Origin of the sequence: Lentzea cavernae (assembly GCF_014653695.1) — a bacterium.
Taxonomy (GTDB): Bacteria; Actinomycetota; Actinomycetes; order Mycobacteriales; family Pseudonocardiaceae; genus Lentzea; species Lentzea cavernae.
Window position 1 is genome coordinate 308,555 of sequence record NZ_BNAR01000009.1, and the last position, 18,646, is coordinate 327,200.

General features: G+C 69.6%; 15 protein-coding genes and 1 tRNA gene. 11 read left to right on the forward strand and 5 right to left on the reverse strand.

What is annotated here, in order from left to right:
* Positions 1–20 precede the first annotated feature (20 nt).
* Positions 21–794: an aminoglycoside adenylyltransferase domain-containing protein gene (locus IE307_RS28670; RefSeq protein ID WP_191302468.1), complete on the reverse strand. Its 774-nt coding sequence runs from the start codon at positions 792–794 to the stop codon at positions 21–23.
* Positions 795–970: 176 nt separating this feature from the next.
* Entirely contained in the window at positions 971–3,268 is a 2,298-nt protein-coding gene (sftH, locus tag IE307_RS28675; protein WP_229905144.1) for a DEAD/DEAH box helicase, read from the reverse strand.
* 216 nt (positions 3,269–3,484) lie between these two features.
* On the opposite strand from sftH, the gene IE307_RS28680 reads away from it, so the two are divergent.
* The 10 genes from IE307_RS28680 (at position 3,485) to IE307_RS28725 (ending at position 15,375) form a co-directional block, all read left to right on the forward strand.
* Complete coding sequence (locus IE307_RS28680; protein WP_191302469.1) at positions 3,485–5,794, forward strand: sodium-translocating pyrophosphatase; 2,310 nt, start codon at positions 3,485–3,487, stop codon at positions 5,792–5,794.
* A 66-nt stretch (positions 5,795–5,860) separates the two neighbouring features.
* Complete coding sequence (locus IE307_RS28685; protein WP_191302470.1) at positions 5,861–6,433, forward strand: hypothetical protein; 573 nt, start codon at positions 5,861–5,863, stop codon at positions 6,431–6,433.
* A 29-nt stretch (positions 6,434–6,462) separates the two neighbouring features.
* Positions 6,463–7,020, forward strand: coding sequence for a hypothetical protein (locus tag IE307_RS28690; RefSeq protein WP_191302471.1), 558 nt, complete (start codon positions 6,463–6,465; stop codon positions 7,018–7,020).
* A 125-nt stretch (positions 7,021–7,145) separates the two neighbouring features.
* A complete protein-coding gene (locus tag IE307_RS28695; protein WP_191302472.1) occupies positions 7,146–7,688 on the forward strand; it encodes a hypothetical protein in 543 nt (180 codons plus the stop codon).
* 48 nt (positions 7,689–7,736) lie between these two features.
* A complete protein-coding gene (locus IE307_RS28700) occupies positions 7,737–8,309 on the forward strand; it encodes a hypothetical protein (RefSeq protein WP_229905145.1) in 573 nt (190 codons plus the stop codon).
* Between the two features lie 139 nt (positions 8,310–8,448).
* Positions 8,449–11,220: a type I DNA topoisomerase gene (gene topA, locus IE307_RS28705; protein WP_229905146.1), complete on the forward strand. Its 2,772-nt coding sequence runs from the start codon at positions 8,449–8,451 to the stop codon at positions 11,218–11,220.
* Between the two features lie 16 nt (positions 11,221–11,236).
* Positions 11,237–11,671, forward strand: a complete 435-nt coding sequence (locus IE307_RS28710; protein ID WP_191302474.1) for a hypothetical protein — start codon at positions 11,237–11,239, stop codon at positions 11,669–11,671.
* Positions 11,672–11,813: 142 nt separating this feature from the next.
* Positions 11,814–13,778 (forward strand): bifunctional MFS transporter/dTMP kinase, encoded by a 1,965-nt coding sequence (locus tag IE307_RS28715; protein WP_229905147.1) that lies wholly within the window; start codon positions 11,814–11,816, stop codon positions 13,776–13,778.
* 21 nt (positions 13,779–13,799) lie between these two features.
* Entirely contained in the window at positions 13,800–14,996 is a 1,197-nt protein-coding gene (locus IE307_RS28720; protein ID WP_191302475.1) for a DNA polymerase III subunit delta', read from the forward strand.
* 4 nt (positions 14,997–15,000) lie between these two features.
* Positions 15,001–15,375 (forward strand): hypothetical protein, encoded by a 375-nt coding sequence (locus tag IE307_RS28725; protein WP_191302476.1) that lies wholly within the window; start codon positions 15,001–15,003, stop codon positions 15,373–15,375.
* 19 nt (positions 15,376–15,394) lie between these two features.
* Here the strand turns inward: IE307_RS28725 and IE307_RS28730 are convergent, their stop codons facing one another.
* From IE307_RS28730 to IE307_RS28740, 3 genes are all read right to left on the reverse strand, one after another.
* The gene (locus tag IE307_RS28730; RefSeq protein WP_191302477.1) at positions 15,395–16,120 is read right to left on the reverse strand and encodes an SDR family oxidoreductase; all 726 of its coding nucleotides are present in this window, start codon (positions 16,118–16,120) and stop codon (positions 15,395–15,397) included.
* Positions 16,117–16,944 (reverse strand): 5-dehydro-4-deoxy-D-glucuronate isomerase, encoded by an 828-nt coding sequence (gene kduI / locus IE307_RS28735; RefSeq protein ID WP_191302478.1) that lies wholly within the window; start codon positions 16,942–16,944, stop codon positions 16,117–16,119. Before kduI ends, IE307_RS28730 begins: the two co-directional genes overlap by 4 nt.
* A 96-nt stretch (positions 16,945–17,040) precedes the next feature.
* Positions 17,041–18,405, reverse strand: coding sequence for a hypothetical protein (locus IE307_RS28740; RefSeq protein WP_191302479.1), 1,365 nt, complete (start codon positions 18,403–18,405; stop codon positions 17,041–17,043).
* A gap of 104 nt (positions 18,406–18,509) precedes the next feature.
* Between IE307_RS28740 and IE307_RS28745 the strand changes: the two genes are divergently transcribed.
* Positions 18,510–18,583, forward strand: a tRNA-Thr gene (locus IE307_RS28745).
* Positions 18,584–18,646 lie beyond the last annotated feature (63 nt).

Consider the following 18,646-nt stretch of genomic DNA (forward strand, 5'->3'; position numbering starts at 1 on the left):
GCCCACGAAAAGTGGTAGACCTAGAGCCGAAGCCCTTCCGCGTAGGAAGCGAAGGCGAAGGTCTCCGCCATGGATCCGGGCCGTGGAACCGCATCGGCGTCCCAGCCGAGGTTCCGGTCCTGCAGGACCTGCTCGATCAGCGGGTGCCACCGCTGATCGAGCATTTTCTTCGCCCACACCAGGGCGCCGCGCTTGGACTCCACCGCTCCCGTGTGGATGGTGTAGAGCGTGCGGCAGTAGGCCGAGACGATGTAGCGCTGCGTCCAGGCGTTGTCCTTCGGCGCCCACCCCAGGACGCCTTCGAGCACGTGCGGCAGCTCGGCGCGCATCGACGAGCGCAGAACGGACGCGGGCACCTCATCGACCAGCGAGGTGATCGGCGGGCCGTCCAGCACGATGCCGTGGTGGCGCAGGATCCAGCGGGCGTGCGGGCTGTTGCAGTGCGTGTCCCAGACCAGCGTGCGGTGGCCGTGGTCGTTGAACAGCCACGGAACCCCAAGGCCCGCCACCGAGCGCAGCGACTCGACGTCGGCGTACGAACCCTCGATCTCCGTCGACCAGTGGCCTGGACGGGTGGGGATCTCGTCGTGCAGCCGCCGCAACCCGTCGAGCGCGGTGCCGGACGGCAGTTCGGTGCAGGCGACGATGAAGTCGCAGTCGCTGTGGAGATCACCGGCACCCAGGGCGAACGAGCCCTGGATGTACGCGCCGACGTAAGTGGGGCCGAGGATCTCGCGCACGGACGAGACGAGGTCGGCTAGCAGAGCGTTGAGATCGGAAAAAGGCGTGAACAAGGCAACTCCTGAAGGACCCGTGGCCGATGAGGGGACGGGCGCGGCGGAGCACCGACCCTCGCGCGCAGGCGCCTCAGGTCGTCGAGCGGGCCGCGCCTAGGGGCGACGGGTCCGATCGGTGGCGTTGCAGCTGCAGGCGTTCACGCCGACACCGTAACCGGGCGAGCCGGCTCCGGTCAGGTGATTTTGCCCAGCACCACGTCCAGCACCAGCACGGCACCGGCCTTGTCCAGCGGGTCGTTGCCGTTGCCGCACTTCGGCGACTGCACGCACGACGGACAGCCCATCGGGCACGAGCAGGCTTCGATCGCCGCGCGCGTCGCCGAGAGCCACGCCCGCAACGCCGAGTGGCCCCGGTCGGCGAAGCCCGCGCCGCCCGGATGGCCGTCGTGCACGAAGACCGTCGGCATCCCCGTGTCCGGGTGCACGGCCGTCGACACGCCACCTATGTCCCACCTGTCGCACGTCGCGAACAGCGGCAACAGGCCGATGGCCGCGTGCTCGGCGGCGTGCAGGGCGCCGGGGACGCGTTTCGCCTCCACGCCGGCGTCGAACAGCAGCGACTCGTCGACCGTGTACCAGACGGCACGGGTCTGCAGCGTCTGCTCGGGCAGGTCGAGCGGGATCTGGTCGAGCACGACGCCCGACGGCAGGCGACGTAAGTAGCCGACGACCTGCGTCGTCACCTCCACCTCGCCCAGGCACACGGACACCCCGCCGAAATCGGTGCGTTCGACCTCGCGCACCACGGTGATGTCGACGCAGTCACGCGGCTGCGTCGTCCACTCCGGGTCTTCGCGGTGCACCATCGCGAGCCCGCTGTCGAGGTCGAGCTCGTCGACGACGTACGCCCGCCCCTGGTGCAGGTACACGGCACCGGGATGGACCTGCCAGCAGGCGGATCCGGGGTCGACCGTGCCGAGCATCCGGCCGGAGTCCGCCTCCACGACGGCCACCTGCTCGCCGCCGGAGCCACGGATGTCCACCCCGGCGTGCGGCCTGTCGTGCGACGCCCAGTACCACCCGGCAGGCCGCTTGCGCAGCAGCTTCTCCGCCACCAGCTCGGCCAGGACGGCTTCGGCCAGAGGGCCGCCGAAGTCGGCGAGGCAGGCCGGTGTCAGCGGCATCTCCGACGCCGCGCACGCCAGCTGCGGGCCCAGCACGTACGGGTTCAGCGGGTCCAGCACCGTCGCCTCGACCGGTCTGTCGAGCACCGCGGCCGGGTTGTGCACCAGGTACGTGTCCAACGGGTCGTCGCGCGCCACGAACACCACGAGCGCGCTGTCCCCCGACCGGCCAGCACGGCCAGCCTGCTGCCAGAACGAGGCCAGCGTGCCGGGGAAACCGGCCACCACCACGGCGTCGAGCCCGGCGATGTCGACGCCGAGCTCCAGCGCGTTCGTCGTCGCGACGCCGAGCAGGTCGCCCGTGGACAGCGCCTTCTCCAGCGCCCGCCGCTCCTCCGGCAGGAATCCGCCCCGGTAGGCGGCCACCCGAGGAGGCAGCTCACCGTCCACTTCGGACAGGATCCGCTGGGTGCCCAGCGCCGTCAGCTCCGCGCCGCGACGGGAGCGCACGAAGGCGAGCGATCGTGCGCCCTCGACGACTAGGTCGGCGAGGATCCGCGACGTCTCCGCGCCGGCCGAGCGCCGGACGGGCGCGCCGTTCTCACCCTCCAGAGAGGTCAGTGGGGGTTCCCACAACGCGACCGTGCGCGACGCACGCGGCGAAAAGTCGTCCACGACAGCGGAAACGGGGACGCCGAGCAATCGCTGAGCCGAACCAGAAGGATCAGCCACAGTGGCCGATGCCAAAACGAAGATCGGATCCGCGCCGTATTTCCGCGCGACCCTTCGCAGCCGCCGCATCAACAACGCCACGTGCGAACCGAAAACGCCACGATAGGAATGGCACTCGTCGATCACCACGTACTTCAGCCTGCGGAAGAAACGCAGCCATTTGGGGTGCTGCGGCAGGATTCCGCGGTGGAGCATGTCCGGGTTGGTGAAGACCCAGTTGGCGTGCGCCTTGACCCAGTCGCGTTCGGCCATCGGGGTGTCGCCGTCGTAGGCCGACGCGCGCACCCCCTTGATCCCCAGCTCGTCGAGCGAGCGGAGCTGGTCCGCGCCAAGGGCTTTGGTGGGGGACAGGTACAGCGCGGTGGCCTTCGTGTCCGCCAAAAGAGTGGAAAGCACGGGCAACTGGTAGGCAAGTGACTTGCCCGACGCCGTGCCCGTCGCGAGGACCACGTGCTGCCCGGAATGAGCCAGCGACGCGGCCTGCGCCTGGTGCCGCCACGGCTCGCGCACCCCGATCTCCACGAACGCCTCGACGACCTCGGGGGCCGTCCACGCAGGCCAGTCCACGTGATCTGCCTGCCGCAACGGCAGATCACGCGCGTGCGTGAGGGGCGACTCCCCGGCGGGCACCCCCGCCAGCACGCGGTCCAGCAACCGGCGTCCCTGATCCACCACGGTTCCGAGCTTCGCATACACCACCGACAGTCCCGGCCGGGCAGTGCTCGACTTCCTGCGCAGATAACGGTGTGTGCACGGAACGGGACGTTTCGTTGCCTCCTTGCAACAAGCCCCTAGACTCCCCGCTCATCGCATCCAATGAGGGATGCGTCACGTCGCGCTGGGCGGCTGGTCTGCCTTGGCGCTGCACATGGCAACTCACCAGGAGGACGGATGTCCCGGCATTTCCTCGCGGAGGGCCTCGAGCTCTCCGGGGGTGATCGCGGCGTCGTAGCCGTGGTCGCCGTGGTCGCCCTGGCTGCTCTCGCCGTCGGGTACGTGCTGCTCAAGGAGGTTCTGGCCGCAGGCCAGGGCACCCCGAAGATGCAGGACATCGCCAAGGCGGTTCAGGAGGGCGCAGCGGCCTACCTCAACCGGCAGTTCCGCACGCTCGGCATTTTTGTCGTGATCGTGTTCGTTCTGCTGTTCGCGCTTCCGGCAGATGATTTGGCCGAACGGATCGGCCGTTCTTTGTTCTTCATCGTCGGTGCCGCGTTCTCGGCGACTATCGGCTACCTGGGCATGTGGTTGTCCACGCGCGCCAACGTGCGTGTCGCCGCCGCCGCGAACGAAGAAGGCGGTCGCGAAAAGGCGACGCGCATCGCGTTCCGCACCGGCGGTGTGGTCGGCATGACCACCGTCGGTCTCGGTCTGTTCGGTGCGGCGCTCGTCGTGCTCGTCTACGCGGGTCAGGCCCCGAAGGTCCTGGAGGGCTTCGGTTTCGGCGCCGCGCTGCTCGCGATGTTCATGCGCGTCGGTGGCGGCATCTTCACCAAGGCCGCCGACGTCGGCGCCGACCTCGTCGGCAAGGTCGAGCAGGGCATCCCGGAGGACGACCCCCGCAACGCCGCCACCATCGCGGACAACGTGGGCGACAACGTCGGTGACTGCGCCGGCATGGCCGCCGACCTCTTCGAGTCCTACGCCGTCACGCTCGTCGCGTCGCTGATCCTCGGCACCGCGGCGTTCGGTGTGCAGGGCCTGCTGTTCCCGCTGATCGTTCCCGCGATCGGCGTGCTCACCGCGGTCATCGGCGTCTACACGACGAAGGCGAAGGCGGGCGAGAACGGCCTCGCGGCCATCAACCGCGCCTTCTACATCTCCGCGCTCATCTCGGCGGTGCTGTGCACCATCGCGGCGTTCACGTACCTGCCGAGCTCCTTCGCGGACCTCAACGGCATCAGCGACGCGGTCAAGTCCACCAGCGGCAACCCGGCGCTGATCGCGTCCGTCGCGGTGATCATCGGCATCGTGCTCGCCGGCATCATCCTCTGGCTGACCGGCTACTACACCGGCACCGACCACAAGCCGGTCCAGGAGGTCGGAGAGACCTCGCGGACCGGTGCCGCCACGGTGATCCTCTCGGGCATCTCGGTCGGTTTCGAGTCGGCCGTCTACACCGCGCTCGTCATCGGTGCCGCCGTGTACGGCGCGTTCCTGCTCTCCGGCTCGACCGTGGTCGCGCTGTTCGCGATCGCGCTGGCCGGTTGTGGTCTGCTCACCACCGTCGGTGTCATCGTCGCGATGGACACCTTCGGCCCGGTCTCGGACAACGCGCAGGGCATCGCCGAGATGTCCGGTGACGTGCACGGCGAGGGCGCGCAGATCCTCACCGAGCTCGACGCGGTCGGCAACACGACCAAGGCCATCACCAAGGGCATCGCGATCGCCACGGCCGTGCTCGCCGCCACGGCGCTGTTCGGCTCCTACCAGGACGCGATCACGCAGGCCATCGCCAAGGTCGGCAACATCGGCGGCGAGCTCCCCGCGTCGTTCAGCAACCTGGTGTTCAGCCCGAACGTACTGGTCGGCGTCGTGATCGGTGCGGCCGTCGTCTTCATGTTCTCGGGCCTCGCGGTCAACGCCGTGACGCGCGCCGCCGGTGCCATCGTGTTCGAGGTGCGCCGTCAGTTCCGCGAGAACCCGGGCATCATGGACTACTCGGTGAAGCCGGAGTACGGGCGCGTCGTCGACATCTGCACCAGGGACTCGCTGCGCGAGCTGGCGACCCCCGGTCTGATGGCCGTGCTCGCCCCGGTCGCCGTCGGCTTCGGCCTCGGCGTCGGCCCGCTCGCGGGCTACCTCGGCGGCGCGATCGCGACCGGCACGCTCATGGCGGTGTTCCTGGCCAACTCCGGTGGCGCCTGGGACAACGCCAAGAAGCTGGTCGAGGACGGCCACCACGGCGGCAAGGGCTCCGACGCCCACGCCGCGACGGTCATCGGCGACACCGTCGGCGACCCGTTCAAGGACACCGCCGGCCCGGCGATCAACCCGTTGATCAAGGTCATGAACCTGGTCTCGGTGCTGATCGCGCCCGCCATCGTCACCTTCTCCATCGGTGACAGCGCGTCCGACCCGATCCGCATCGCGATCGCCGTCGTCGCGGCACTGATCATCGTCGGTGCGGTGGTCGTGTCCAAGCGGCGCGGCACGTCGATCACGGACACCCCCGCGGAGGCCGTGAGCAACGGCGCCGCTTAGTTCCCACGCCTCCGGTCGGGGTACGTTCGGGTTTCCCCCGACGTACCCCGACCGAGGAGTTCCGACATGAGGCGCAGCCTCGTCGCCACTGCCGCTGTTGCCGCCCTCGCGCTGGCAGGGTGCACCACCGGCGGCAACTCCGGCAGCTCACCGACGCCCACCAGCGGCGCGGACAACACCCAGGCCGTCGCGTACATGGACAAGGTGTGCGGCGCAGCCTCGGAGTTCGCCAAGATCGAGAAGACGGCCCCCAAGCTCGACGCGGGCGACTCCGCCAAGCTCAAGGCCGAGATGGCCGCCTACATGGGCCAGCTCGCCGACGCCTTCACCAAGTCCGCGGAAGGCCTCAAGAACGTCGGCCCGTCGCCCGTGCAGGGCGGTGAGGAGGCCGTCACCAGGATGTCCGAGACGTTCACCTCGCTCGGCACCGTGTTCACCGAGGCCAAGACCAAGGTCGAGCAGGCGGACGCCAACAACGCCACCGGAGGCCTCCAGGCCGCGGGAGAGGCGATCGCCAAGCTCTCCGAGCTCGCGGACCCGCTGCGCGACCTCAAGGACGTCCCCGAGCTGCAGACGGCCACGCAGAGCGCGCCGAAGTGCCAGGAGATGCAGCGCCTCAACGTCACGCCGACGAGCTGAGCGAGGCCGTCCGGAGTAGCTTCCGGCCCATGCGCCGCACAGTCATCGCAGTCGTGACGAGCTGTCTGCTCGCGGTCTCCGCGTGCAGCAGCGGAGGTTCCCCCACAGCCACGCCCACGGCCAGTGAGGCCGACGTGGTGGCGTGGATGGACAAGGTCTGCGGCGCCGTCGACGGCACCGTGAAAGCCATGTCCGACGAGCCTCCGATCGACATGAACGACCCCTCGAAGCTCAAGACGGGCATCTCGGACTGGCTCGGCACCAAGGTCACCGCGGTCGACAAGTCGATCGCGGACCTCAAGGCGCTCGAGGACGGCCCGCACCCGAAGTCGAAGGAGCTGGCCACCGCCGCGCAGGACGGCATGGGCCAGATCAGGACCCTGCTCGCGGACACCAAGTCGAAGCTGGACTCGTCGAACGACGTGAACCAGGTCGTCGCCGCCTTCACCGAGATGGTCGGCAGGGCGAGCGAACTGGAGAAGGCGGGCGCCGACGTGCAGAAGAAGTTCGACGAGACGGGCCTCGCCGGAGCCGCGCAGAAGGCGAACAACTGCAAGGGCCTGCAGGCGCCTCCGCAGACCCCCTGACAAGCGGAAACCGCGTGACCGGGTCACCCGATCGTGTACTTGTTCGGGTGACCCGGCCGCACAGTTCGCGGGGCTGGTGGACCGCGCCACGTGGGGCAGGGACCGGCCCGAGCAAAATGGGACGGGTGAAGACGCGTCTGCTCGTCGCCCTGCTGACCGGTGCCGCCGCGCTGACCGCCTGCGGTTCGGACGCGGACAAGCCGATCACCGACGCCCAGCAGCAGTGGGTCGACGCGTTCTGCGGCGGAGTCGCTCCGGGTGCCGAAGCAGGCGCTGAGCTGCGCAAACAAGACCCGGCCGACCCTGCGGCGGTCAAGACCGCCTACGTCGCGCTCGTCACCTCCAACGCCACCGCGTTCGCGGAGGCCGAGAAGAAGCTGAAGGAGCTCGGCGCGCCTGAGGACGACCTCGAGGGCGTGCACGAGCGACTGGTCAAGTTCGTCACGGAGTCCGCGAAGTCGTACAAGGACGCGCAGGCTCCCGTGCAGGCGTTGGAACCGAACGCGCAGTTCTGGGAGAGCGCCGAGAAGGTACTGGCCGACACCAACGTGGTGACGACGCCAGAGGACCTCCGGGCGACCTTCCAGGAACTGCAGAAACGGCCGAAGTACTCCGGCGCGCTGGGCCGGTCGCGCACGTGCGACGGGCTCCGGGGCGCGAGCCTGTAACAACTGTCCCACTGGTCACAGTCGAACGTCTGTTCTACCCTGTGGGCCGTGGTGGGGCAGCTGTCCTTCTTCTCGGCCGAGGCGAGAACCCCGGCCAAGGCGGACCTCGCCGGCTTCCTCTGCGGGCCGGGCCAGGCCGTCAGCTTCGCGCGCGGTACGGCCGCCCGCGTCTACGTCGAGCTACGCGACGAGTGGCGTCACCGGCCGCTCAAGCAGGCCTGCACCGAACGCGGCGTGACGACTGAGCTGTGCGTCAACGAGGCGGGCACGCACTTCGTGCGCACGCCGTTCCGCACCGATCTCACCCCTCTGGCCGCCCGCTGGCTGGACGGTTCCGAGAAGAAGGTGCCTGCGGACTTCGAACTGAACGGAGCAGTGCTCCGCGTCTGGGCGCTGGCCGCGGGCAGCTGGATGGAGTCCGCCTACCTGCTCGGTTTGGACCCCAACGCACCGCAGACGCACCTTCCGTTGCAAAATGCCCTGCTCGCATCCGGACTTCCGTGCACCCTGGTAGGGGCTCCGGCGTTGCGGGTGACCGGCCGGCGGCGGCTGGCGCGGCTCGCTGAGCTGGTCGGAAGCCCTCCTCAGGGAGTGGCGATGAGCACCTGGCCGGCGGCCTGAGCGGGCGGTCGGGCATGGTTGTGTCACCCTGTCTCGTCGTACGGGCGTTGCCGGGACATGACGGATGGGTGTGCTTTTCGGTCGGCGCTGGGCAACACTGGCGGGCCTGGGAACCGGGTTTGGAAGAGAGCGGGACGGCGTGGCTGGATCGACACGAACGAGAAAGAGCAGCGGAGGAGAGGGCGGCGACATCCGGCGACTTGTGATCGTCGAGTCGCCCACGAAGGCGCGCAAGATCGCCTCCTACCTCGGCAGCAACTTCGTCGTGGAGTCCTCCAGGGGACACATCCGTGACCTGCCGCGCGGCGCAGCGGACGTGCCCGTGAAGTTCAAGGGCCAGGCGTGGGCGAGGCTCGGCGTGGACGTCGACCACGACTTCGAGCCGCTCTACGTGGTCTCCGCCGACAAGAAGTCGCTGGTCACCGAGCTCAAGGAAGCCCTCAAGGACGTCGACGAGCTCTACCTCGCGACAGACGGTGACCGCGAGGGTGAAGCCATCGCGTGGCACCTGCTCGAGACGCTCAAGCCCAAGGTCCCGGTCCGCCGGATGGTCTTCCACGAGATCACCGAGTCCGCGATCCAGGCCGCCGCCGCGAACCCCCGCGACCTCGACCAGGATCTGGTCGACGCGCAGGAGACCCGCCGCATCCTCGACCGCCTCTACGGCTACGAGGTCAGCCCGGTGCTGTGGAAGAAGGTCATGCCGAAGCTCTCGGCAGGCCGCGTGCAGTCCGTGGCGACGCGTCTGGTCGTGGAGCGCGAACGCGAGCGGATGAAGTTCGTCTCCGCGAGCTACTGGGACATCTCCGCGCAGATGGACGCCGGTGCGGACGCCGCGCCGCGCCAGTTCGGCGCGCGTCTCGTGGCCGTCGACGGCACGCGTCTCGCGACGGGCCGCGACTTCGGCTCGGACGGCAAGCTCACCGGCAAGGCCGACGTGGTCGTGCTGGACGAGGCCCAGGCCCGCGCCATCGCGGCCGGCCTGGAGAACGCGCCGGTCAAGGTCTCCTCGGTCGAGGAGAAGCCGTACACGCGCAAGCCGTACCCGCCGTTCATGACCTCGACGCTGCAGCAGGAGGCGGGCCGCAAGCTGCGGTTCTCCGCCGACCGCACGATGCGCACGGCGCAGAAGCTGTACGAGAACGGTTACATCACCTACATGCGAACCGACAGCACCACGCTGTCGGAGACCGCGATCAACGCGGCACGCACCCAGGCCACGGACCTGTACGGCGCCCAGTACGTGTCGGACAAGCCCCGCCAGTACACGCGCAAGGTCAAGAACGCGCAGGAGGCCCACGAGGCGATCAGGCCGGCGGGAGAGGTCTTCCGCACGCCCGGTCAGGTGGCCGCCGAGCTCGACTCGGACGAGTTCAAGCTCTACGAGATGATCTGGCAGCGCACGATCGCGTCCCAGATGGCCGACGCGCGGGGCAACACGACCAGCATCCGCATCCAGGGCCGTGCGGGCACGGGCCAGGACGTCACGTTCGCCGCGTCCGGCCGCACGATCACGTTCGCCGGCTTCCTCAAGGCCTACGTCGAGACCGTCGACGCCGAGGCCGGCGGCGAGTCGGACGACGCGGAGTCGCGCCTGCCGCTGCTGGTCAAGGACCAGGACCTGACGATCGCGGAACTCTCCGCGGACGGCCACACCACCTCGCCGCCCTCGCGCTACACCGAGCCGTCGCTGATCAAGACGATGGAGGAGCTCGGCATCGGCCGTCCCTCCACGTACTCGTCGATCATCAGCACCATCCAGGACCGCGGCTACGTGTGGAAGAAGGGCGCCGCGCTGGTCCCGTCCTGGGTCGCGTTCGCCGTGGTCGGGCTGCTCGAGCAGCACTTCGGCCGCCTGGTCGACTACGACTTCACCGCCGCACTGGAAGACGAGCTGGACGGCATCGCCGCAGGTCGTCAGGGCCGCACGAACTGGCTGTCCGGGTTCTACTTCGGCGGCAGCGTCGGTCCCGACGGCTCGATCGGCCGTTCCGGTGGCCTGAAGAAGCTGGTCGGCACGGGTGTCGAGGACATCGACCCGCGCGCGGTGAACTCGATCCCGCTGTTCAGCGACGACGAGGGCCGCACGGTCGTCGTGCGCGTCGGCCGCTTCGGGCCGTACCTGGAGCGCGAGGTCGACGAGGCCGCGCAGCGCGCGAACCTGCCCGACGACCTGGCGCCCGACGAGCTGACCAGCGAGATCGCCGAGAAGCTGTTCTCGACGCCGCAGGAGGGCCGCTCCCTCGGCACCGACCCGGTCTCGGGCAACGAGATCGTGGCCAAGGAGGGCCGCTTCGGCCCGTACGTGACCGAGGTGCTGCCGGAGCCCGCCGAGAACGGCACGGCGAAGTCCAAGGCCAAGGCGCCGAAGCCGCGCACCGGCTCGCTGTTCAAGTCGATGGCCCTGGACACGATCACGATTGACGACGCGCTGAAGCTGCTCTCGCTGCCGCGCGTGGTCGGCAAGGACCCGGAGACGGGCGCCGAGATCACCGCGCAGAACGGCCGCTACGGCCCGTACCTGAAGAAGGGCACGGACTCGCGGTCGCTGACCGACGAGGCCCAGATCTTCACGGTCACGCTCGAAGAGGCGCTGAAGATCTACTCCGAGCCGAAGAAGCGCGGTCGCGCGGCCGCCGCACCGCCGTTGCGCGAGATGGGCAACGACCCGGTGTCCGGCAAGCCGATGGTGATCAAGGAGGGCCGCTTCGGCCCGTACGTCACCGACGGTGAGGCCAACGCGTCGCTGCGCAAGACCGACAGCGTCGAGTCGATCACCGACGAGCGCGCGGCCGAGCTGCTGGCCGAGAAGCGTGCGAAGGGGCCCGTCAAGAAGAAGGCCCCGGCCAAGAAGCCGGCGGCGGCGAAGAAGCCCGCTGCCAAGAAGGCCCCGGCCAAGACCAAGAGCTGAAGTCGAGGAGGTGGCGGTGCCGGCGAACGAGTTCGGACCCGACGGGACCCAGGCCCCGCCGCCTCCCAGGCTGTTCCCCGACCCCCTGGCGGGTCTGGTGACGGCTGACAGCTTCGTCTCTCCTCAGTGGACGTCACCCAGCTCACGTGTGGTGGTGCCGACACCTCCGGCTCCCACCGAGGAGATGCGTCAGGCGATCCACACGCAGATGCAGCGCGAACAGCGGCGGCGGCCGCGTGCCCAGGCGCAGCGACCGCCCCACCAGTACGATCCGCAACAGTTCGCTCCTGCCCATCGGTCGTTCGCTCAAATGCCTGCGCCGCAACAACAGCAGCAACTCCAGCAACCCGCGACGCAGACGAGCGGCGTGGCCGCGTTCATCGGCTGCCTGGTCGTCATCGCCTTCTTCGTGCTGGTTCTGGTCGGCGTTCTTGGAGCGATCTTCAGCTAGCCGTGTTGTGAGTCCCGCATCCTGACTCACCACATCCGGTTACGCTGACCGCACGGGAGTGGCGACTTAGGGGTGACGGAAAATTCAGGACGCGGACACACCGGCGACCGGGGCAGGCCAGGCAGGGCAGGCCCAGTCCAGCGTGTCCACGGTCCACCGGCTTCGATCGGTACTCGCCATTCGACCGTTCAGACGGCTCTGGCTCGTCACCTACCTGTGCAGCGTTGGTGACTGGCTGTCACTGCTCGCGTTGACCGGTCTGGTCTCCACGATGATGAAGAGCTACGAGTGGCAGTCGTTCGCGCTGCCTCTGGTCGTGCTCACCCAGCTGCTGCCGGGCATCCTTTTCGCGCCGATCGGCGGTGTGCTCGCCGACAAGTTCGACCGCCGCAAGGTGATGGTGGTCTGCGACGTGCTGCGCGGGTCGTTGTTCATCTCGATCGCGGTGGTCGGCTCCCCGATCTGGCTCTTCGTGGCGAACTTCCTGGTCGGCTGCTGCGCGATGCTGTGGATCCCGGCCAAGGAGTCGGCGGTCCCGAACCTGCTGCGCCGCCCGGACCAGGTGGAGTCGGCGAACCAGCTCGGCCTGGTGATGACCTACGGCATCTCCACGATCAGCGGTTTCGGCCTGTACTCGCTGATCTCGGGCATCCCGGGCTACCTGAACCTGCTGGGCGGGAACCTGGAGTTCACCGTCGCGACGATCGCGGTGGTGATCAACGGTCTGCTGTACTTCACCTCGGCGATCCTGGTCGCGACCCGCCTGCCGGAGCTCTCCGGCCGCGTCTCCTCGACCCGCAAGAAGGACGAGGACAGACCCGGCTTCGTCGCGATGTTCCGCGAGGGCCTGAAGTTCGCCGGCAAGACACCGCTGGTCCGCGGCCTGCTCATCGGCATGATCGGCGCGTTCGCCGCGGCCGGCGCCGTGATCGGCACGGCCAAGCTCTACGCGTTGTCGCTGCTGGGCGGCGCCTCGACGTTCGGCCTGCTGTTCGTGGCCGTGTTCCTCGGGCTCGCGGTCGGCATGGCGACGGCACCGCGGCTCGCCCAGCGCCTCGCCTACAACCGCCTGTTCGGCGTGACGATCGTGCTCGCCGGCATCTCGCTCGCGCTGGTCGCGTTCGCACCGCACCTGTGGATCGCGCTGCTGACGGTGGCGCTGGTCGGCGCGTGCGCCGGCGTGGCGTTCCTGACTGGCCTCACGATCGTGGGTTCGCAGGTCGAGGACGACATGCGCGGCCGCACGGTCGCGCTGATCCAGACGTTGCTGAAGGTCGTGCTGTTCGGGGCCTCGGCCGGTGCGCCGCTGCTGCTCACGTTGCTGCAGAAGCGGCAGATCAGCGTGTTCGGCCACCCGATGGAGGTCGACGCCAGCCGCCCGGTGATGCTCGGCGGCGCCGCGATCGCGATCGTGCTGGGCCTCGTCGCGTACCGGCAGATGGACGACCGCCGCGAGGAGCCGGTGCTGTCGTCGCTGTTCGCGGTCATCCGCGGTCGCAGGCACTCCAAGGGCATGCTGATCGCCGTCGAGGGCGACACCCGTGAGGACACGTCGGTGCAGGCCAGGCGCCTGGCCGCCACGTTGCGCGCCGAGGGCCTCGACGTGCTGCTGGCCGCCGACCCCGAACACGACGAACGCCGCCTGCGCACGATGCTGTCGTCCGCCGAACTGGCCGGTGTGCGAGCCCAGGCGCTGGTCGCCGCCGCCGTGCGCGCCGACGTGGTCGAACGGCAGGTGCGCCCCGCGTTGGACAGCGGCTCCGTCGTCGTGATGGAGCGCTACGTCGACTCACCGCTCGCCCACTTCACCGCCACGAGCACGCTGGAACACCAGGAGCTCGAAGGCCTGGTCGACTGGGCGACCGGCCGGCTGCGCCCCGACCTCACGATCCTGCTCGACCGCCCGGTGGTGGACGGCAAGCGCATCGGCCCGGAACACCACTGGCGCGTGCAGCGGCTGCTCAGCGAGATGGCCGCCGCCGACCCGGACCGCTACGTCGTGGTCGAGGCGGAAGGCGACGCCGACGAGGTGGCCGAACGGGTCCGCTCCGCCGTCGTCCCGCTGCTCGCGGGCCTCAAGCGCCCGGTCCCCCAAGCCGCTGTCTGACCCCGCTGGAAGACTGGACCCATGAGCGTGTGGGACGAGGTCGTCGGCCAGCCCGACGCCGTGGCGACCCTGTCGGCGTCCGCGGAGGCCGCGGCCACGATCGTCGCGGGCGGCACCCCGGCGCCTGGCGTGATGACCCACGCCTGGCTCTTCACCGGCCCGCCCGGCTCCGGCCGTTCGTCGACCGCCCGCGCCTTCGCCGGCGCGCTGCAGTGCGTCGTGACGGACGACAGGCCGGGGTGCGGTGCGTGCTCGGGCTGTCGCACGACGTTGCACGGCACCCACGCCGACGTCCGCGTCGTCGCGCCCGAGGGCCTGTCGATCTCCGTCGCCGAGATGCGTTCGCTCGTCCAGATCTCCGCTCGCCGCCCCACCTCGGGCCGGTGGCAGGTCGTGATCATCGAGGACGCGGACCGGCTCACTGAAGGTGCGGCCAACGCCCTGCTGAAAGCCGTCGAGGAGCCGCCGGCGCGCACGGTGTTCCTGCTGTGCGCCCCTTCCGACCACCCCGACGACGTGTCGGTGACCATCCGCTCGCGCTGCCGCCTGGTGTCGCTGGGCTCGCCGCGTCCCGCCGCCATCGCCTCGGCGCTGGAGGCCGTCGACGGGGTGTCGCCGGAGATGGCCCTGTGGGCCGCCTCCGTGTGCGGCGGGCACGTCGGCCGGGCTCGGCGACTGGCCGCCGACGAGCTGTCGCGCTCACGACGTGAGGCCGTGCTGCGGATCCCGCTGGCGCTGCGCAAGCCTGCCGACGTCTTCACCTGCGCCGACGAGCTGATCAAGGCCGCCGAGGACGACGCGTCCACCGCCAACGAGGCCCGCAACGAGGCCGAGCGCGAGGCGTTGGAGACCGCGATGGGCGCCGGTGGCACCGGCAAGGGCACCGCCACCGCCTCCCGCGGCGCCAAGGGCGCGTTGAAGGACCTGGAGAAGCGGCAGAAGTCCCGCGCCACCCGCACGCAGCGCGACTCGCTGGACATGGCCCTGGTCGACCTGGCCGGCTTCTACCGGGACGCGCTGGTGACCAAGACCGGGTCCGAGGCCGCGTTGATGCACCCCGATCGGGCCGGTGACTCCCGGACGGCCGCCGCCACCTGGTCCGCCGAGTCGATCCTGCGGCGGATCGAGGCCGTGCTGGCCTGCCGGGAGGCCATCGAGGTCAACGTGAAGCCGCGCATCGCGATCGAGGCGATGGTGACGACGCTGCACCGGGGGTGACGCCTTGGCCTTCGACGTGACCGTCACCGAGGAGACGGCGGCCCGGCTCCGGCCTGACCTGGAACGGCTGATCGCGGAGTTCCGCGCGATGGCGCACGCGTTGGTCGCCGCGCTGCCCGATCCGGATCTGGAGGACGACCTCCTCGAGGAGGTCGAGGTCGGCGGGCGGACTTGGTGGATCCACTGGCACGACCCGCACTACCGCTGCGAGAGCGATACCGGCGTGGTCGTGGAGGCGCAGATCTACTACCCGGACGACATCGACCCGGCCTTCCTGCTCGAGTACGCCCGGACCGCCGGTGGCCACGAGGCCGTGGTGTCGGCGTGCCCGCGCGGGTTCCACGACATTGCCCGCCTGCTCGACCTGCACCAGGCTTAGAGCCACGCTGACGCCTCGGTCATCTCGCCAGCCAGCCCCCGTCCACGACCAGGACGTGTCCGGTCACATAATCGGATGCGGCGGACGAGAGGAACACCGCCGGGCCCACGAGATCTTCCGGCGTGCCCCAGCGGCCGGCCGGGATCCGGGTGCGGATCGCGGCTTCGCGGTCGGGATCGGCCTTCAGCGGCGCGGTGTTGTTCGTCTCGATGTAGCCGGGAGCGATGGCGTTGACCTGCACGTTCGACTCCGCCCACTCGTTCGCGAGCAGCTTGGTCATGCCGACCAGCGCGTGCTTCGAGGCGGTGTACGCCGAGACGAGGACGCCGCCCTGGAAGGACAGCAGGGACGCGATGTTCACGACCTTGCCGCCGCCGCCGGCGATCATCTGACGGCCGCAGAGCTTCGAGATCTCGAACGCCGAGTCGAGGTTGACCGCCATGATCCGCTGCCAGTCGGACAGCGAGACGTCGACGGCGGCGCCCCGGTGGATGGTGCCGGCGTTGTTGACCAGGACGTCGACGCGGTGCTCGGCCAGGACCGGTGCCAGCGCGGGCTCGACGGACGCCGGGTCCGACAGGTCCACCGAGACCGTCGCCACGGCGGGCGCCACGTCCGACAGGTCGCCGCGGCCGACGAGGACCAACCGCGCGCCCGCGTTGTGCAGGCCGCGGGCGATGGCCCGGCCGATGCCCGTGCGGGCGCCGGTCACCAGAGCTGTCTTGCCCTCCAGGGAGAAGCTCATCGCAGCTCCGTCACGGCGACCTGGTCCATGTCGTCGTAGGCCTGGTTCTCGCCGCCCATGGCCCAGACGAACGTGTACGAGTGCGTACCGGCTCCACTGTGGACGGACCACGACGGGGAGATGCCAGCTTCCTCGTTGCGCACCAAGATGTTCCGCGTGTTCTGCGGTTCACCGCAGAGGTGGATCACGCGGTGCTCCTCGGGCAGGTCGAAGTAGAGGTAGCACTCGGTGCGGCGGTCGTGGGTGTGCGGCGGCATGGTGTTCCAGACGCTGCCCGGCGCCAGCGACGTCACGCCGAGCACCAGCTGCGACGAGCGGATGCCGTCGGCGTGCACGAACTTGCGGATCTCGCGACGGTTCGCGGTGCTCTGGTCGCCCGCGTTCATCACGTCGACCTCGTCGTAGCGGGCCACGGCGGTCGGGTGCGAGGCGTGAGAGGGCGTCGAGAAGAGGTAGAAGCGAGCGCCCTCTTCGCTGGTGTGGAACTCGACGTCCTGGGCGCCTTGACCGACGTAGAGGCAGTCGCGCGTGCCGAGTTCGAACTCGGTTCCGTCCACGGTGATCGTCCCGCTCCCGCGGATCGCCACCACAGCCAGCTCACGTCGTTCGAGGAAGTGCTGCGACCGCAACGGGGAAGCGCTTTCCAACTTGAGCGGTCCGCCCGGGTTCGGGGTCGCTCCGCCCAGGACGATGCGGTCCTCGTGCGTGTAGACGGTCCGGATCTCACCGGGCGCGAAGAGGTCGTCGACGAGGTAGTGCTGCCGCAACCCGTCCGTGTCGAAGCCCGGCAGCTGCGCCGGGTTGGTCGAATGCCTGATCTGCATCGGGGACATGCCTTCCGTATGGCGGCGGAGGACACGGTGTCCGCCGACCATGGAACTACGTTCCGCAGCGCGGAACAAGCCCTCCGGAAGCGAAGATCAGGAAGTCGGCCGCCCGGACGTCCGAGCCCGGCCGGCGGGCAGAGCGGCGACGAGCACGACCCCGGCCAGCAGCAACGCCGTGCCGGTCCAGAACAGCGGGATCGCGTTGTACGCGGCGTTGGTGTAGGCCAGCGGCGGCGCTCCCCTGGGCGGCGCGGCCGGTGCGCCGGGCTGCTGCGGCACGGTCGTCTGCGGGGGCTGCGACGTCCCGCAGACCACGCCGCCCTGCGGCGCCGCGGCCCGCACGATCTGCTCGCCCAGCGAGATCTGCGCGAGCGCCGAGGGCAGGTTCGGCAGCTTCAGCTTGTCCGTCGGCAACACCTGCACGTCGAGCATCCGCGCCGTCGCCCCGAGCTGGAACCCGCTGAACCCGTTGCCGGAGAAGACGTCCTTCTTCTCGGTGAGCCCCGCGACCTGCAGCTTGACCACGACCAGGTCCAGCAAGAGCGGGATGTCCAACGCCGGGTGCGCGGCGTCCAGCGTGCCGAGCTCCTTGCCGTTCTGACTGACCTTCAGCACCGGCGCGGTGTACGTGATCTTGGAGGTCTTCTCGTCCCCGGTGGCCGTAGCCGTGAGCGTGGGCGGGCTCGCCACGTCGATCCTGATGCCACCCGCCAACTCGATGCTCACCGCCCGCATCGTCGACGTCGACTCGACAGCCTTGTTCTTGCTGCCCGGCAGGTCGACGAGCTTGACGACCGAGCTCGCCTCGAACGTGTCCGGCACGCTGATCAGACTCGTCTTCACCGGCAACGGCACCTCGGCCGGCAGCGCGCTCAGCACCTCAAGCCCCGCCAACGAAGTCCGGGACGTCGCCAGCGGACTGACACACGGCCCGACCTTCTCGTCCCACCGAGCGTGCACGCTGCCGTTGAGCACCTTGAGCTTCGCCAGCGGCGTCTCCGGAATCGGCAGCCCACCGTTCGTCGGCTGCGGGTTGTCCGGAATCGCCGTCTGCACCAACGTCCCCGGCGACTGCGGCGACCGACCCGCCACCGCGAAGCCGAACGGGTTCGCCTGCGTCACCACCCGCTCCGTGGCGAGGAACGCCTCCGTGTTGACCTGCGCGCTGGCAAGCCCCACCCCGAACTCCGTCACCGACTGCTTGGGCAACTGCTCCCCGAACCCCGGCAGGATCGTGCTCGTGGGCACCCCCTGCGGCCCCAGCCGGATGACGCCCAACCCGGTCCCGGCATCCCCGACCGCGTGCGCGAGCGGCTGCGGCCCGTTCGGCGCCGACGCCGGCGGCTGGTTCGGATCACGGGGCCCCGGCACCGGCGTGGTCGGAGGCTGGGCGAGTGCGGGCGCCGCGAGGAGCGCGAGCAACATCCCGGCCAGCGGCACGGACAACGATCGGCGCATGGACCTCTCCCAGGCGGGTGTTGGTGACGTCGGTCACTGTCCGTACAACGAAGCCGACCCCCGTGAGTAACGCGGTTGCGGGTCGGTTATAGTTCTCTCGTCTCGCCGCCTTAGCTCAGTCGGCCAGAGCAGCTCACTCGTAATGAGCAGGTCATCGGTTCGATTCCGATAGGCGGCTCGGTGAGACGGAAGGGCCAGGTCACTCGTGACCTGGCCCTTCTGCTTTACCTAGGCTGGTGCC

Bases quoted from the DNA above. Each gene is read 5' to 3' on its own strand.
- IE307_RS28680 (WP_191302469.1), top strand. From the start codon at position 3,485: ATGTCCCGGCATTTCCTCGCGGAGGGCCTCGAGCTCTCCGGGGGTGAT.
- IE307_RS28685 (WP_191302470.1), top strand. From the start codon at position 5,861: ATGAGGCGCAGCCTCGTCGCCACTGCCGCTGTTGCCGCCCTCGCGCTG.
- IE307_RS28690 (WP_191302471.1), top strand. From the start codon at position 6,463: ATGCGCCGCACAGTCATCGCAGTCGTGACGAGCTGTCTGCTCGCGGTC.
- IE307_RS28720 (WP_191302475.1), top strand. From the start codon at position 13,800: ATGAGCGTGTGGGACGAGGTCGTCGGCCAGCCCGACGCCGTGGCGACC.
- IE307_RS28730 (WP_191302477.1), bottom strand. From the start codon at position 16,120: ATGAGCTTCTCCCTGGAGGGCAAGACAGCTCTGGTGACCGGCGCCCGC.
- kduI (WP_191302478.1), bottom strand. From the start codon at position 16,944: ATGCAGATCAGGCATTCGACCAACCCGGCGCAGCTGCCGGGCTTCGAC.
- IE307_RS28740 (WP_191302479.1), bottom strand. From the start codon at position 18,405: ATGCGCCGATCGTTGTCCGTGCCGCTGGCCGGGATGTTGCTCGCGCTC.